This is a genomic window from Dokdonia ponticola, assembly GCF_042653865.1.
Taxonomy (GTDB): domain Bacteria; phylum Bacteroidota; class Bacteroidia; order Flavobacteriales; family Flavobacteriaceae; genus Dokdonia; species Dokdonia ponticola.
In genome coordinates this window covers 1-16803 of record NZ_JBHSFV010000003.1, presented here as the reverse complement: position 1 = coordinate 16803, position 16803 = coordinate 1, and the positions used below count along the sequence as shown (strand labels likewise).

Here is a 16803-nt window from a genome sequence, read left to right as displayed (position 1 = left end):
ACAAATCACACTTTGCCATAAAAAAAATTATTTTTGATCTCAATGTAAGCTAAAATTTAAAGTGCGCTTTCGCGAAAGCCTACGTATCTTTATAAAAAATGAACTTAGTCATATGAAAAAGACGCTTGCTATTATAAATCTACTTTCGGTGCTTCTTGTGCTTTTAGTAAATGGTTTATCTCAATCTCAGCGGTGGAATGACACTACTATTGGAGAAATAAGTGATCAATATGAGAATCTTTTTACACCTGCTGGATATGCTTTTGCCATTTGGGGGATTATTTTTTTGATGCTTGTTGGGTATGCGCTGTTTCAAATACGAAGAGCCTTTTTTAGTAAAAAAGAATCCCCATTTATCAAACAAACAGGTTGGTGGTTTGCTGTCGCCAATGTGTGTAATGCGAGTTGGGTTGTGGCTTTCACCTATGGATACGTAGGTCTTTCTGTGGTCATTATGCTCGGTATTCTAGTTAGTCTCATGCAGATTGTTCGAAAAACTAATATGGAGCGATGGGACGCTCCTATCGAGGTGATTGCCTTTGTATGGTGGCCTATTTGCATTTATAGTGGTTGGATTGCTGTGGCTACCATTGCCAATTTTAGTGCCTTTTTTGCAAGCATAGATGTTACAGGAGATGAATTTACACAGATTCTATGGACCATGATTATGATCACCATTGCCGTGCTTCTTAATATGTTTATGGTCTGGCTACGTAATATGCGTGAGTTTGCGCTTGTTGCCGTTTGGGCTCTTATTGCTATTTACATGAGACACAAGGATAGCATAGAAAGTATCGCCTATTATGCGCTATGTGGTGCGATTGTTTTAATAGCCATTACCACCTTGCATGCTTATAATAACCGAAAAACAGCTCCTCATATTAAGTTGAAGGAGCGTTTGAGTAGGTAGACTATCTCTAGTCAAGCCCAATGGGCATTTTAATCTTCTTTATAGTTTGATGAAGTGTTATTTCTGTGTTTCAAATTTTTGTTTATCAAAACGATAAGTGCGATTACATAGATTTTAAAATTATACCAGTTATTAATTGAATTTACTGGAAAAGAAAACGATGATTTTTTTCTTTATATGAGAAAGAAAACTAAAGCATAGCCTAAGCTACGGTTTCTTTTTTCTTGTGAAATAGAAAGGAAAAAGGGTGTTTTATTACAGTAAATTCAATTGGTAAATGGTATAAGCACTCTAAAAACACCTCAGTAGTTTTAGGGGAAACTTCTGAGGTGAAAAAATAATCAAAAAAATAATTTTTGGGAATTAAAAATACTTGGAGTGAAAGCGTGTATTCAGTTATATTTTGAGGGATCGCTTTTAGAGTCTAAAATCGAGACTTAACTAGGAAATTAAATTTCTGAAATGCCAGAGAAATCTTAGGGAAACTTCTCTGGCAATAAATCAGAAACAAGTTGGGGCATTAAAAAAAGGGGTGAAAGTAGGTGTTCAAGTAAACATGTTTAAATAATAGAAGGTTGTTTTTGTGTCACGGTATGGTGTTTTTTTGCTTCTATAATTTTGTGAAATGTATCTAAATACATATCTGTGATTCTTTCCATAGGGAATGCAATAGAGGCCTTGTAGTTAAGTTCTCCTAATTCGATTCTATAAACGTCATTTGTAATAATGGTTTCAATAGCTTTTGCTAAACTTTGGACACTTTCTGGGGCAAAAAACTCCCCTCGGTAGCCTTCATCTTTCACTAAGAGTGCTAAGTCTCCCAAGTCTGGAAGGACGACAGCTTTGCCATAACTCCCTGCCTGATGTAACACGCCAGAACTCCCTGTAGTAGCGGTATACGGGAAGACAACCACTGCACTGTTCTTAAACAACGTAGGCACTTCATGCTCTTCTACATATCCTGTGAAGCGAACTTGGCTCAAGTGTTTGTACTTGTTTTGTACGCTTGCCAAATAGCCAGGTACATTCGGATTATCGGTTCCAGCAATCACTACTTCTAAATCCAATCCAGAAGATTTTTTTACGACCTCAACAGCCTCAATGAGAGACTCCACTTTTTTATAGGTGCCAAATTTTCCAAAAGTCATAATCTGTAAAGGGCCTTCTGGAAGGATGTGATCTGGTTTTTGATGGGAAACTTCAAAGGTCCCGTGTGGAATGAGTTGTACATTAGAAACCTTATATTTTTTTTCAAGAATACCTACATATTTTTGCATGGTTACGGCGACAACGTCTGCCTGAAGGATTAATCGTGTGATCATTGATCCAATAAAACCGTATGCTTTCTGAAGCATTTTATTGGAAGTAAATCCAGCTGATGCCAAATCTACTTCTTCCATAATATTGTGTAGTAAAACTATGTTTGGAATCTTTTTCAACTTGCACACTAATGGCAATAACAGTCCTAAAGTAGCAGCCACTTTTTTGTCTCCAAACTTCATAAACTGTAAGTTGAATAAAACGGCATCTGGTTGTACGTCTTTTATTGCGTTACTCACACTAAAAAGAGTACGGTAGCTATTAAAAGACCAACATTCCTTTACTGTCACTTTACAACCGTATTCTATGAATGAAACAGGTTTTTTCTCTTCCGTTCTGTCTGTAAGCAATACAATCTCCGTAATCGCTTCTTTTTGTCTGAAATGCTTTACAAGATGAAATGCATATTCATTTAATGTGACTTTACTAGGAGGATATGCGGTGACAATGGCAAGTTTCATAATAGTGTTGTTTGATAATTACAGTACAAATATGTCAATTAATGAATTGAGAAAACAGTAGTATTAGATAGGATGCTATTTGCTGTAGATGAATGGAATATAGGTGTCGATATAACGGTTTTTTATTTGTGTGCGCTTTCGCGAAAGCGTATAATAAACTTTGATAATCAAGAGGATAGATAGCATTACTTTTAAATTTTATATTATTTTTTATGTGTGTCTAAAAAGAAAAAAGCAACTTGCGTGATAAGTAATAAAACCATCGCTGCTATTTGCATATGGACTACTTGGGCTAGGCTGTCGTGAAAGAAAATCACCAATCCCATCTGAAGCATTCCAAAAATACCAGAGATGATCACAGGGACGTAGGTATCTAATGATAAATAATAATAGGCAAAGATATTTGCGATGGCAAAGAGTCCTGTCGCTAGGGCATATTTCCATAATAAAGGAGCTATTTCTAGGTATTGCTCACCAAATAATAACTGAATAGCTATTTCTGGAAATACTGCACTTACTCCTATGATGACAAGTGCCACGCAGCCTATATATCCTATATATTTGAATAAGATAGGTGCGGTCGCTTTGCCTTCTTTTCGTAATTGCACCACTGTAGGAAGTAATAACATCACAAACATCCAAGCAATAAAATACACAATACGACCAATGAGGGCTAGCGAGGCATAAAGACCCGCATCCCATGCGTCAAAGTAATGCTTTACGAGTAAGATATCGCTGTTGTTAATAATGATTTGAGTCAGCTCATAAAAAGCCGTGATTATAAAAAAGGCACGTATTTGCTTGATCTCTGCTACATGCATAGCCCCGAGTCCTTGAAACGATATTTTTTTAAATTCAAAAGGAATCAGTCCAAAGCCAAAAGAAAGTAAGATTCCGATAGCAATGACTAACGAAGAGGTGATATCAAAAAGCACAATCAGTCCTAATGTGATTCCTAAACGGCTCAACATCTCTAATTGATAGGTGACAGAAAGCATCTTGAATTGTTTTTTTCCCTGAAAAACACCTCTGTTAACACTCATCATAAAATACAAAGGGATCCCGATGCCAAAAACCGTAAACATTCCTGAGGATGAGGTGTGAAAGAGTGCTTGTAATTGATTGGCAAAAACGATGGTGAGTATTCCTGTTAGGACTCCAATGAGAATACCGTACGCATGCATATTAGATATAAACCTTGGAAGTACTTCTTTTGTAAGTGTTACCGAAAATTTTGCGGTAGCCAGTTGAAAAGTCATTGCTACAAAGGATAAAACCAATAAAAAAGTGATGAGTACTGCGGCATCCGAAAACTGTTCAGGCCCTAGCAACCGACCCAATATAAGATTATAGAGATAGTTGCCTGCATTTACGACAAGCGCACTGACCATAAACAATTGTTCTTGTGTGAGCACATAAGGACGTTTTTTAGGGATACTAATCATGAGGGTAGTGGTGTTAATATGAGTATAATAAATTATGCTACAGGAGAATATCTAAACTCATCATAGAGATCCTTACATCCATTTCCTATCACAGAAAATTGTTTGTGTTCCTTTTCTGCATTGCAGTATATTGTTTTAAAAGCATCTACACCGCTTCTGTCAATTTCTTGCACCTGATCAATGTTTACAGTGACTTCTTTAGTGCTTTTAAGTACGTTTTCAAAGTGATGTATAAAAGGATATGAGGTTGTTAGGTTAAGCGCTCCTTTTAAGTAAAAAGTTCCGTTGCATTCTAAAATTTGTAAGGCCATAATGTGTGTTATTTTGGGGTTTATTTTCTTAAATCTGGTGTAAATATCGTTCGGGTTTCTTTGTACTCCGCATACATTTCGATGAGTGACCATTTGCTGTAGATGAATGAAGAAGAGCTTGTGCTTAACTTGCATATAACTTAAAACAACACCATGAAAGCCACTACTATTATAGTAATACTCATTATTTTACAATCCTTTTTAGGTCACGCTCAAGACATGCAAGAAGGGTTTACGTATTTGGAAACGGGCAAGTATCAAGAGGCTGTTACCTACTTTGAGTCTGTCTTAGAAACCTATCCAGAAAACAAAACCGCTCGATTATGTTATGGACGTGCGGTAGGTCTTCAAGGCGACGCGCCAAAAGCAGTGGCTATTTTTGAAAACTTACTAAAAGAGTATCCGCAGGATTTCGAAATTCAACTCAATTATGCCGAGTCTTTATTATGGAATAAAAAATATACTGAAGCAAAAACATATTACGAGACCTTATTAAAAAAGGATGACACCAGTTTTCCTACCTTATTAGGATATGCCAATACACTTTCCAATCTTAAGATGTATGAAAAGGCATTAGCCTATGTGAATAAAGCACTAACGGTTTTGCCCGGAAATGCGAATGCATTGGTGTCAAAAAAATACATCTATTTAGGATACGCCAATCAATATGTGCAATCTCAAGAGTATGACACCGCACTAATAGTATTACAGAAGAATATAGAGGTTGATCCATCAGATACCGAGACGCTTCTCAATATCGCCAATGTGTATTTGATTACGTCCGCTTTCGCGAAAGCAAAAACAACGTACCTCACTCTAGAAAAAAATGACAGCATTATTGCGTTAAACGGTCTCTCGCTCGTATCGCATTTGGAAGGAAAAGAAAAAAAAGCGTTGAAAATAAGTAAACGAGCCATGGCACTCCTTACAGACCAAACCGATGAAACAGTGCGCAATCAAACTGTAGAACGTTTCGCGCAAGCGTTAGTATGGAATAAAAAATACACGATATCCGGTCATGTAATTGATAGCCTAACCCAAGTATATCCTGATAAGAATTGGGTGCGCTCGTTACGCGCAACACAAGACGTGTACACAGGAGATTTTAAAAAGGCATTGATACAGTATGATTCCATTTTAGAAAAGGACAGCCTGTCCTTTGATGGAAATCTAGGGAAAGCAAATGCACAGAAAGCTTTGGGAGATTATGAAAAAGCCTATGATCAAGCAGCGAAAGCATACGCTATTTTTGGAAAACAAAAGGATGTCATGACTTTTACAAAAACACTGGATAAACAATTTACTCCTGTGGTAGAAACCCGAACGTCTTATAGTTTTGACAATGGTGATAATGAGGCAACAACCTTTCTAGCCAATGCATCGTTGCCGTTGTCTACGAAGTTAAAAGTCTTTGGCGCCTATCAATATCGAGATGCACAAAATACCGTGACCAATAGCGAAGCTAAAGCCTCTAGTGTGTATGTAGGATTGCGCTATGCCGTGAAACCTAGAGTGATGCTTAATGCACAAGCAGGGATTACAGATGTGACGACAAATGATGGGAATTATGCAGCGTTTCTTGCAGATGTATCTTTGAGTCTACAACCTGGGAAACGTCAAAACTTAGATCTAGGCTACCGAAGAGAATGGGAAGATTTTAATGCCGATTTATTACAGAGAGCGATCGCAAAAAATACGTTGTATGGTACGTACAACCTAAGCACCAATGCAAATATAGGATGGTATACACAGTATAATTTTACCTTTCAAAATGATGACAACCAGAAACATTTACTATTCACCTCTTTATATTACTCTATTTTTGATAAACCGTTATTGAAAACGGGGATTAATTATCAATATATCAGCTTTAAAGATCAAGTGCCAGCTATTTATTTTAGTCCGGAATCGTTTAATGTGGTGGAGGTGTTTGTCGATTTTTTAAAGAATCAAAAAGGGAAGTGGTTTTACAATCTAAATGCCGCCACAGGATTACAATTTATAGAAGATCAAGAGCAACAAGCTATCTATAGATTTCAAGGGAAGCTAGGGTATCATGTTTCAGAAAGATTGTCTGTGGATGTGTTTGGATTGCATAGTAATATTGCTTCTGCGACTGCTGCTGGTTTTCGTTTTACAGAGGTTGGATTTCATGTAAAATGGGATTTGACGAAGAAACCTATTTTTAGGAAAGTGGTTGGGGAGTTAAAAGAATGATTATAATTAGAGCAATTACAGATTTTCGAACGAGAAAATTTTATACTTTATTTATAATAGGTCTTTAATTTGGATAATACCTTTTCTTTATTTAATGCAGAACATAGCGCAAACCTTGTTTTGAAATCGGCGTCGTTAATATTTTTAAGGGAATACAGGCGTTCTGGGATTCCATTTTCAAATTGGATTATCAAAATTGTTTTGTATCCTAACTCAATAAATTTCAAAGGTAATATTCCATTCCAAATTGCTTGAGTAATGGTTGCAGCTATCTCAATTCCTCCACAATCATCACTTAAATCTATTAAAAAATCAAATTTCTTGGGAATTTCTGTTTCATAAATTACTCTACAGAAAGCAACTAATTCATCTGGTGACTTTTTCCAATTTTGGTAATGAGTAATTTCTTTTGTTTGTTCTTTTCCCTTTGTATATGTATTTATTAAATCTATTGTGGGTAATTCTTCTATTGAAACGACTGCAGATATAGGAATGTATTCATTTTTAATAACAGATTTCTTGTTTTGCATTATTTTTTCAAATCGTGTATAAAATAAATGGATATCACAACAAATTAAGTCGTTTCATCAGTTCGGGTCTGTTAGATCTACTTACAGGAACAACATCTTTTTTGATGAGGACGCTGTTGTCTTCAATATCAATGATCTTTTTGATATTAATCACGTAGGATCTATGCACTTTTAAAAAGAGATCTTTAGGAAGTTTGTCTTCTATTTTCTTTAACGTAGAGTGTACGGTATAGTTTTTTTCTTCAGTTTTTACATTGATGTAATCGCCTTTGGCTTCTATCAGATAAATACTAGGAATCTCTAATTTGATTAATCGTCTGTCAATATTGATGTATAAATGATTGTCTGAAGTTCCTTCTACACCATCACTAGGAGTGGATGCACTTTTTTGTACAGCAGGAATAGTATGTGCTTTTTGAATCGCTTTTTCAAACCTTGGAAAAAGAATCGGTTTAACGAGATAATCTACGATACAATCGTACTCAAAGGCTTCGATAGCAAAATTAGCATCAGAAGTCGTTAAAATAATTTTTGGTGGATTTTTTAATGTCTGGATAAAGTCAAATCCTGTGAAATCTGGCATGTGAATATCCAAAAAAATGAGGTCTACTTCATGTTGATTCAAGTATTTGATGGCTTGTATCGCATTAGGAAATTCATCGATAATGGTCAGATCATTTATCTGAGAGCATAATTGATTTATAATCACTCGGGCAGTAGTTTCATCATCTATAATAATACAATTCATACAAATAGCTTACAATGTTATCAGATACTCAGAAATAACATGAAGAATGTTTTTAAAATCCTCTTTTAAGTCGGTGTTTCCTTCTTTAAGATTGTTTTCAAATGTTCTTGCTATTTCATAACTTTTCTCAAGTCCTAAAATACTAATTTTATGTTTAATCTTATGTACGTTTTCTGCAGCTTCTTTATAGTTTTTTGTCTGTATGTTAGCAAGATATACTTCTTTTTCATCGGGAAACTCTTCTTTGATAACCGTGATTAGCTTTTCTTTAAAGGATATATTTCCAGCAGAGAGTTGATCTATATAGGATAAATTGGGTAGCTCCAAGGGATTATTTTTTTAAGGTAAAATAAAATGTAGTGCCTTTATTGAGTTCTGATGCGACCCAGATATTTCCTTTATATAGATCGATTACTTTTTTGACGATAGACAGTCCGATTCCAGAAGAATCTTTACTCTGTTTTAAGGAGTTAAATATTTTAAATATAGCCTCATGGTATTTTTTTTCAATTCCCATTCCGTTGTCACTTATCGAGAATTGATGGTAGGATTTTTTATCTACATAATCAATGGTAATGGTTCCCTTTTCTTTGTCATTAAATTTAATTGCATTTCCTATCAGATTTTGAAAAACTTGTTGAAATTTTATCTTATCTCCTTTTACAACAGGCAAGTTTTTTAGTGAAGTGACGGATATGTTATCTGGGATATATAATACCTGCTTTACATCTTGCACCACGGTATTGAGATCTACTTCTTGAGTATCTTCAGTATTTGATCCAATACTAGAATATTTTAGGATATCAGAAATTAACTGCTCCATTTTTTCTAGGGTCATTTCTATAAGGTCAAAGTTTTTTAAACTCGCCTCGTCAAGCTTTTCTTTATTATCTGCTTTAATCCAAGAGGTAAGTGCTTCAATACTTCGTAAGGGAGATTTTAGGTCATGAGATACAATGTGTGCATATTCTTGTAGCTCGTCATTACTTTTTTCTAGTTTTTGTAAAAGATTTTCTTTCTGAAGTTCTAATTGTTTTAATTCTGTAATATCTAGGTGAATTCCTATGGAGCCTACAACTTTACCATTGAGGTTATAATTAGGGGCTCCACTAATAAGCCAATATCTTAAGTCTCCATTCTTTGTTCTGGCTAGAACTTCATAGGAGTTAGATTGCCCTTTGATTCTTTTTTGGTTTTCATCTTGCATTTTTTCCTTGAATCCCTTTTCAAGTAAAATTTCTGCTCCTTTCTTGCCTAATAGCTCTGCCTCTGTATAGCCAGACATTTCTTCAAGGCTTTGATTGACCATTAAAATCTCATCATCATTATTAACTTCGATGAGTCCGAGTTTCATATTTGCAATGATATTACTGTACTTAACACGCTCTGCTTCTATGTTTTCGCGAAATCTTCTTCTTAGGGTAACATCTCTATACGTCCATAGGTGACCTTTGTAGTGTCCATCTTCATAGATAGGGATAAAATCTCTTTCTAAAATACGACCATCAGTAAGGGTAAGCTCATCAGCAAGGACCTGTTTTTTATTTCGCGTAAGCGTAAGAATACGCGCTACGAATCCTTCGGGGTCTTCAAATAGGTGCTTGCTTTGCTCTGCGGCATGTTCACAGTTTTGTCCTACAAGTTGTTCTGGGGTAGCAGGAATACTGAAAAAGTCGCAAAAACGTTTATTGGTGATGACAATATTACGATGTTCATTCTCCAAAAGAACAGCACTTTCTAGATTTAGGATTAATGTAGATAACCGATTTTCTGAATCTATAAGGCGTTGTTCAGCAGCTTTTTCTTCTGTAATATCTCGTACAATACCCTGCGCTGCGATAGGAGTTTTGTTTTTATCAAATACAATACTTGCATTAATATGTACCCACCTAACCTCTTTACTTTTTGTAGTAATACGAGCGGTATAATTTGTAAAAAAATGGTTAGTTTTTAGTTCGTGAAAGGATTGCATGGCATAGGCAAAATCTTCCTTGTAAATTAGGGAGACAACGTTTAGCGTTTCTTTCTCAATGTCATATCCAAAAAGATCAATAGCAGCGTCGTTCATTTTGAGGATATTCCCTTCCAGATTCATGACGACATAAGCATCATTAATATTTTCAAAAATCCCTTGAAGTTGTGATGTTTTTTCGTCTAGAAGTTGCTCTAATTGTTGATTTGCTACTTTTAATTCTTGAGCAGTGTTGTATAACTGTAGCGACTTCTCTTCTAGAATTTTTTCGGCTATTTTCCTTGCCGCTTTTTCTCTTTGTAGCGTACGTTGTAATATGTCAATTTGCTCTTGACTCATTAATCTTTAGTAATAATGAATTTTACCTCTGTGCCATCTTCTTTTATTTTTTCTAAAGAAATCGTGGCTTTCGTATTAAAATGTTCAAATGTTTTATTCATTAATCCTAGGCCAAAATGATGCATTGCTCTACTAGAGGTATAGATCATGACTAGCGTGTTTTCTGTTTTACTTTCTACAAAAAAAGTAGGAAGTTCGGCATCAGGATATATTTTTCGTACTTCAACATGGATATGATTTTCTATAGAAGAAATCATCTCTATAGGGTCTTTATACGTGTTTAAAAGCCCAGGATAACTATTCTCTATTACACTAAAAAAATGCTCTCCATAGGCTAATAGTAAATCATCTATGGCAATGCCTGTATTATTTTTTAGGTTTTGAAGTAGGGATAACATTTCAGAAAATCTATACGTACCCACCGAGGTATAGATCCCTTGGGATGCTAACTCAGATTGAGTGATGATTTTATCAACCATCTCTAGTCCAAATTTCTGCTCTACTAAATCTAAAAACTCTGTAAAAACAATTCCTTTCATTTATGCTTTTATTAATTCATTAATACTCCAATATGCTAAAAGTTTTTCAACTTTAGAGACGTAATCCTCATATTTTAAAGGCTTTAAAATATAACCAGCAATTCCTATTTTATAACATTCCAATAAATCTCTCTCATTGTTTGAGGTGGTTAATACAATGGTAGGGATATATTTTAAATGCGGATCACTTTTTACAATCTTCAAAAATTCGATTCCATTAATTTTTGGCATATTTAAGTCTAATAAAATAATATCTGGCAGTAAACTTTTACCTTTTAAAATGTCAAGTGCTTGTTCGCCATCACGAGCCTCAACAATGGTATGTTTTAAGTCTAGGGTAGTAATCGTTCTGTTTAATTTCATGACTTCTATAGTGTCATCTTCAATTAATAGAACATTCAGTAAATTACTCATAAGAGAATTTGTATCAAAATTAAATAGAAAAATAATTTAATTTTTTGTCAATCATCAATTGTTTCGTTTAATCTATAATTTAAGTACGGTGAATAACCATTAAGTGTCGACGAGTGGTAATAGCATTTTGATCATTTTTTACAGTGCGTACTATATTTTAAAACCTCTATTTGGGCTTCTTCCTTAATCGATTTAAAGGCTTTTAAGAAACGGCTAGAATGTGTGTTTTTTTCTTTTAAATCAAGCTCAAAGAATGAAATAAATTCCAAATGCTTAAGAGCAAAGCTTAATGCATCCCTATTGACTGTCTCCGATTCTTTATTTTCTATATCGTAAGGCTCCATTGCTTTATGAGTATAGATCAAAAGTAAAGCAGAAGATGATTTGATCTAGATATATTCTTTTAACGAAATAAGTGTGTAGACAAATAGACAATAAGTGTCGGTGAATGGATGTACCGTAATTGAATAAGAGCGTATTACCTATTCATCCATTCCTTAAAATCACTTGTTTTGGGTCTGCTTACTATAAATTCTTGGTCGCGAGGATTTGATATAGATAGTTTTACGCGATGATTAAAGTAAGATTCTATTTTTTGTATGGCGCTTTTAGCAATAATTTGACCTCGATTTATTCTATAAAATAAAGAATTATCGAGCGTATTGAATAATTGATCGATGGTTTCATCTACGATATAGCGTTTGCTAGCGGTAACCCCAAAAGTGATGCTTTCTTGAGAATACACATAGAGTAACTCTGACACTTTAATTTGCACAAAACCAGCTCCTTCTTTTACAAGAATACCTGTTCGTGATGGAGGTGCTTGGATGTTGGCTAGTAGTTGTTTTAAAATGATAGGATCTATAGCTGGTGTTTTATTTGATTTATCAAACTTATCCAATGCCTTCATCAGATCTTCTTTCTGTATTGGTTTTAATAAATAATCAACACTATTAACTTTAAATGCTTGAATCGCGTATTGGTCAAAGGCTGTTGTAAAAATAATAGGTGCTTCTACTTCTATGTTTTGAAAGATTTCAAAACTTAAACCATCTGCTAGTTGAATGTCCATAAACACCAAATTGGGTGCTGTGTTTTTTTGAAACCAAATCACTGCATCTTCTACAGTATCTATAATATCTAATAATTGATATTCAAAATCACATGCCTTAAGCATGTTTTGTAATTGACTGGCAGCTCTTGGCTCGTCTTCAATGATCAGTACTTGCATAGTTACTGTTTTTGATCAGATAAGGTTAATAATGGAAGGGTTACGCTAAATGTATGCTCATCGTTTTTTACCTCAATAGATTTATTAGAAATTAAGGCATAGCGTTTATCAATGTTTTTTAGTCCTAGTTTAGTGGAAGGGAGTTGTGTAGATTTTGCCTGAATCTTATTGGTTACCAAGACATGATTATCTTTAATGTATACCTCTATGAGAAGCGGTTTAGATCTTGATACTACGTTGTGTTTAATAGCGTTTTCTAGTAAAAGCTGTACGCTCATAGGTACCACCATTCGATCTAATGCAGTTTCAGGAACATCCCATTGTATGCGCAAGTTATCCCCAAACCGTTCTGACTGAATATGGATATATGCACGCGCAAATTTCAATTCGTCTCTTAGTGAAATCAAATTTGAATTTTCAGACTCTAGGATAAAACGATATACATTAGATAATTTATCAACAAACTCCTTTGCCTCTTCTTTTGAGTTTTGGTCAATAATATCACGCAAGGTATTCAAAGTATTAAAGAAAAAATGTGGCTGTGCTTGATTACGTAATGCATCAAGTTGTGCTTGTACCATCACTTGTTTTGCTTGCTCTTCTTCTCTGATAATTTTTTTGAGTATCGCATGGTAAAAAATGGCCTCGTAAATTGCTTGAATCATCATTGCTATAATAATAATAGGCAAAAGCACTTTAAATCTATCAAATAAATTATAATAATAGCTATCAAAAAATAGTGTTCCTATAACAGTACTTCCAACATAATCAATCAGTGGTACAGAAACTATGATAAAAATGAAGGCGATGATAATACGCTTACTAGTGTCTTGAAATGAGGGGTATTTTTTACGTAGATAAAAAATCACTAATCTCATGAAAAACCAGTTCAGGATTGTGAATAGTAAAGAAAAACTCCAATTAATAATAGCTTCGACAAGCGGATAACGTGTAAATGAATTATTAAAAAGATAATCAGTGACAAAACTCAGAATGACAATTCCAAAAAAGGTAAACCAAAAGTCATTAAACCCTAAATATTTGATCCGTTTCTTTTTGTTAAATAACATTTTAATTGTTTTAGCAAGGGTCAAACCCATGATTTCTGAGGGTTATTTTTCCGAGTACGCTTTCGCGAAAGCGTAACAGAGACAAATCCCTATAGTTTAATAAATGGCATTCCTTGTTTGGCTTGATAAAAAGTATACCCAATCCACGCGGCAAATACTAACCCAAAAATAAGCACTGCAACAGTTTGATTTCTTGTGGTTGTCTTCCATTTTTTAGACAGCGCCACTGCGAATAACGGTATTATTTGGATGCTATGCAATCCAAAAAAGTGTGCTACTCTTAAGTCGCCAGCAACTGTACTCCAATTAAGTATAGGCAATCCTGCACCTCCATCGGCTACACCTACATTATGAGCTACTTGGCTGATCATCTGACCGCCAACCCAGCTTCCTACTACGACAATAATCCATCCCATGAGTATCGCCCATTGTACAGGTCTCGGGGCTTTTAATCGTAATCGTATCGTCTCAAAAATAAAGAACACCATAATCACGACATTAATCCCTATTAAGATGCCCATCGCTGCAAAGAGCAATCCGTCAAAAGCAGAAGACATATTGTAATGTGATTGCACACCGCGTGCGGCTTGATATACAATAATGCCTATTTCCAATAGTAATGTCCACGAAGTGATATTATTAATGATGTTTTTCTTCCTTACGGAGAAAGGATATAACGTAATGAGATATCCAAATGTGAAAATATAGATGGCTCCAGAGAGGGTAAACTTTAAGGGTTTGATCCAGACATTGATCCCCATTAATGTTCTCTCATCTATTAGTAAACCAATAAAGCAAGCTACGGCCATTAAAAGATGTAGGATCACAATTCCATACAGAATGGGGCTTGAAGATCTTACGGTACTGATTAAATGTTTGACTGCATTCATGATTTTTTTAGTTTAAAAGTTCTGATGATCATAAAGGCAAGAAATCCTATAGGCCCGAACATAAACGTTCCAAAAAGACACGGAGCCATGAGTATTTGATGAATTTGTAGTTTTTTATTTTGATCTAGCATCCACATCCCCACCAGAAGGTCAAAGGCGAGATAATGAACCCAGCCGGCTAGTACGGCATTTTCTTCTGTAAACAATGCCATCACAGAGGCAAGGCTTCCAAAATCTGGTGCGCCTCCTATTTGCATCGCTTTAAAAATATAGACCGCATAGATAATTGATAAGGCTAACGGAATGACTTTAAAGTCTATTAAGAATCGGGTGGCTTTCCATTTGGGCAATAGAATCATCAAAATCCACATGGGCATGGTGATCATGCCGGCAATAGAGAAAACTTCGGTGGGTGTCATAGTTGTTCGTTTTTAATTGATGGTTCAAAGATGTGATTATTACATAGGAATACAAACGGGATTTTGTTCAATCGTCGTTAATATATTTTGAATTGTTGTTTACACATTTAATTATAGGGTAGCAGGTTGAGTACGCTTTCGCGAAAGCGTGTACAGAAGTGTTGTTTCGTGATCTTGGTTAAGTAAGTCGCAATTAGGATCAACGTAATTCAAAATAAAGACCAAGCAAAAGAGTTTAATTTATTAAAGATCAGGCTTTTGATTAAGTAGCCCGCCTTTTGGACATCGAACTATCCCATTATTGATTAGTTGTTTTCCTATTTTGACGACTTTTCTAAATCACTAAATCCTTTATTTAATGGACTATAGATGCTATTATTCTTTTGTATAAACGCATCATTTCTTAGGTCTTGATAAACAGCTTAAACTGAAAAAGACCTATGTTTTTTTCTCTTAACATGACATAGGAAGAATCATTTAAAAATGGCGCACTACCTAATTCAATAAGGTAGCGCGCCAGTTCTTTGTTTTGAAAAAGTGTTGTTTGGTAATTAAAACCTAAATCTTTACTAATTAAAAGCTGCAGATATGTAGTCCAAACGTGCAGCAGAATTTGGCTGATACCAAGTTGCTCCTGAATTGATTGTTTTCCAAACTGTACGGTCATTTCTTATTGCCCAAGCCTTCTGATTGTCATTAGAAGATATAATTGACAATTGCGTAAAATAATTTGGTATGGTAAAGTTTAAATAATTCAAACTCTTATATACTCTTTTTGTGAGAAGATCAATGGCCCAAACACCTCCACCAGACGTAGTGGTATGTACATTAGAAACAAAAGGTATGGTTATATAATTTAGTTGCTGAGTAAGCGCATTGTATTTATACAAATTTCCAATATTGTCTGAAACAGACAATATACCATTAGGATAACTACTACCAGTAGACAACCAGACTGCACCAGTAAAATCACGGTTTAAATACCCCCAGTTTTGCCCTCCATTGTAGGTTACGAAAAGCGTTCCATTTGATCCAATTCCAAATGCAATCGTAGAAGAGTAAACTGCAATATGGTATAGCCTAGCCGCCGGATTTGGTTGCCCCCAACTGGCACCATTCCATTTCCATACGGTAGCACCAGTACCAATTCCCCAAACACTTTCATCTCCATTTTTTGCAACTTCAACAATGTCTAGCCTAGCGGCTGGATTTGGCTGCCCCCAACTAGCCCCATTCCATTTCCAGACAGTGCGGCCAGTTCCAATACCCCAAACCTCTTCTGTTGATCTATTGCCAGAATTTTGTTGAGATTCTTTTTTCAACGCAAGTGCTAATTCTTCAGGATCATACGGTGGTAGGGAATTCATGTATGCAAAATCCTCTTCTGGTAATGCATCAAATTTTGAATCTAAAGCATCCATATATCTGTTACTTTCACTAGATTCTATTGGTTCTTCATTATACTCTAGAGGAATTTCTTCTTCTGTATTACACGCAAAGATGCTCACTAGTATAAAAACTATAATGAACGATTTTTCTATTTTAATCATTTTTCTTGTTGTTTAATTTGATGATGCTTACTTATTTTTAGTGTGCTTTCAGCTTTTTCACATGTACAGTTTCCTTTTCTTCCCTGTTTTGATTTTACAATGTTTTTAAGTGCTATTTTTCAAAATCTTTATTTAGTAATACCTATCCAATCTTAAGGATTCACATTTTAATTCTATAGTATAATTGATTGGAAATGAGAAATATTTAAGTTTATTGACGAATCTAAAAATCAATAACAAACTCAAATATATAGAGCAGAGTTAAATAAAAAGACAGCAAATTTATTTCTGTAACTTGACAACTTATAAGGGATCATTCCTAAAAGTTGTGTGTGAATTAAAATAGAAGTTGGATTTTTGTAAAAAAAATGGAACTGTCCTTAGACTTATTAAAGTTAATTCTACCTGAGTTATTAATTACTCATTTTACAATTGTC

At 34.8% G+C, this 16803-nt stretch carries 17 protein-coding genes; 2 read left to right on the top strand and 15 right to left on the bottom strand.

Going from position 1 to position 16803, the window contains the following annotated elements; translation table 11 throughout:
• Positions 1-112 precede the first annotated feature (112 nt).
• Positions 113-910 carry a tryptophan-rich sensory protein gene (locus ACFO3O_RS06480; protein ID WP_379977754.1) on the top strand — a complete coding sequence of 266 codons (798 nt, stop codon included), beginning with the start codon at positions 113-115 and terminating at the stop codon, positions 908-910.
• A gap of 560 nt (positions 911-1470) precedes the next feature.
• On the opposite strand, the gene ACFO3O_RS06475 is transcribed toward ACFO3O_RS06480, so the two are convergent.
• The 3 genes from ACFO3O_RS06475 to ACFO3O_RS06465 all read right to left on the bottom strand — a co-directional run bounded on the left by ACFO3O_RS06475 (position 1471) and on the right by ACFO3O_RS06465 (position 4447).
• Complete coding sequence (locus tag ACFO3O_RS06475; protein WP_379977753.1) at positions 1471-2691, bottom strand: glycosyltransferase; 1221 nt, start codon at positions 2689-2691, stop codon at positions 1471-1473.
• A gap of 203 nt (positions 2692-2894) precedes the next feature.
• Positions 2895-4136, bottom strand: a complete 1242-nt coding sequence (locus tag ACFO3O_RS06470) for an oligosaccharide flippase family protein (protein ID WP_379977752.1) — start codon at positions 4134-4136, stop codon at positions 2895-2897.
• A 32-nt stretch (positions 4137-4168) separates the two neighbouring features.
• The gene (locus ACFO3O_RS06465; protein WP_379977751.1) at positions 4169-4447 is read right to left on the bottom strand and encodes a hypothetical protein; all 279 of its coding nucleotides are present in this window, start codon (positions 4445-4447) and stop codon (positions 4169-4171) included.
• 153 nt (positions 4448-4600) lie between these two features.
• Here ACFO3O_RS06465 and ACFO3O_RS06460 point away from each other — a divergent pair, with 153 nt between their 5' ends.
• Entirely contained in the window at positions 4601-6664 is a 2064-nt protein-coding gene (locus tag ACFO3O_RS06460; RefSeq protein ID WP_379977750.1) for a tetratricopeptide repeat protein, read from the top strand.
• Between the two features lie 47 nt (positions 6665-6711).
• On the opposite strand, the gene ACFO3O_RS06455 is transcribed toward ACFO3O_RS06460, so the two are convergent.
• The 12 genes from ACFO3O_RS06455 to ACFO3O_RS06400 all read right to left on the bottom strand — a co-directional run bounded on the left by ACFO3O_RS06455 (position 6712) and on the right by ACFO3O_RS06400 (position 16366).
• Positions 6712-7194 (bottom strand): hypothetical protein, encoded by a 483-nt coding sequence (locus tag ACFO3O_RS06455; protein WP_379977749.1) that lies wholly within the window; start codon positions 7192-7194, stop codon positions 6712-6714.
• 34 nt (positions 7195-7228) lie between these two features.
• Positions 7229-7942 (bottom strand): LytR/AlgR family response regulator transcription factor, encoded by a 714-nt coding sequence (locus ACFO3O_RS06450; protein ID WP_379977748.1) that lies wholly within the window; start codon positions 7940-7942, stop codon positions 7229-7231.
• 9 nt (positions 7943-7951) lie between these two features.
• The gene (locus ACFO3O_RS06445; RefSeq protein WP_379977747.1) at positions 7952-8269 is read right to left on the bottom strand and encodes an Hpt domain-containing protein; all 318 of its coding nucleotides are present in this window, start codon (positions 8267-8269) and stop codon (positions 7952-7954) included.
• A gap of 4 nt (positions 8270-8273) precedes the next feature.
• A complete protein-coding gene (locus ACFO3O_RS06440; protein ID WP_379977746.1) occupies positions 8274-10253 on the bottom strand; it encodes a PAS domain-containing sensor histidine kinase in 1980 nt (659 codons plus the stop codon).
• Positions 10253-10792: a heme NO-binding domain-containing protein gene (locus ACFO3O_RS06435; protein ID WP_379977745.1), complete on the bottom strand. Its 540-nt coding sequence runs from the start codon at positions 10790-10792 to the stop codon at positions 10253-10255. The genes ACFO3O_RS06440 and ACFO3O_RS06435 overlap by 1 nt, the downstream gene beginning before the upstream one ends.
• A complete protein-coding gene (locus ACFO3O_RS06430; RefSeq protein WP_379977744.1) occupies positions 10793-11206 on the bottom strand; it encodes a response regulator in 414 nt (137 codons plus the stop codon).
• Positions 11207-11337: 131 nt separating this feature from the next.
• On the bottom strand, positions 11338-11550 hold the full coding sequence (locus ACFO3O_RS06425; protein WP_379977743.1) for a hypothetical protein: 213 nt from the start codon (positions 11548-11550) through the stop codon (positions 11338-11340).
• Positions 11551-11684: 134 nt separating this feature from the next.
• Entirely contained in the window at positions 11685-12437 is a 753-nt protein-coding gene (locus ACFO3O_RS06420) for a LytR/AlgR family response regulator transcription factor (RefSeq protein WP_379977742.1), read from the bottom strand.
• 2 nt (positions 12438-12439) lie between these two features.
• A complete protein-coding gene (locus ACFO3O_RS06415) occupies positions 12440-13507 on the bottom strand; it encodes a sensor histidine kinase (RefSeq protein WP_379977741.1) in 1068 nt (355 codons plus the stop codon).
• An 89-nt stretch (positions 13508-13596) separates the two neighbouring features.
• On the bottom strand, positions 13597-14397 hold the full coding sequence (locus ACFO3O_RS06410; protein ID WP_379977740.1) for a hypothetical protein: 801 nt from the start codon (positions 14395-14397) through the stop codon (positions 13597-13599).
• On the bottom strand, positions 14394-14816 hold the full coding sequence (locus ACFO3O_RS06405) for an ABA4-like family protein (protein ID WP_379977739.1): 423 nt from the start codon (positions 14814-14816) through the stop codon (positions 14394-14396). Before ACFO3O_RS06405 ends, ACFO3O_RS06410 begins: the two co-directional genes overlap by 4 nt.
• A gap of 569 nt (positions 14817-15385) precedes the next feature.
• Positions 15386-16366, bottom strand: coding sequence for a beta propeller repeat protein (locus tag ACFO3O_RS06400; protein WP_379977738.1), 981 nt, complete (start codon positions 16364-16366; stop codon positions 15386-15388).
• Between the last annotated feature and the right edge of the window lie 437 nt (positions 16367-16803).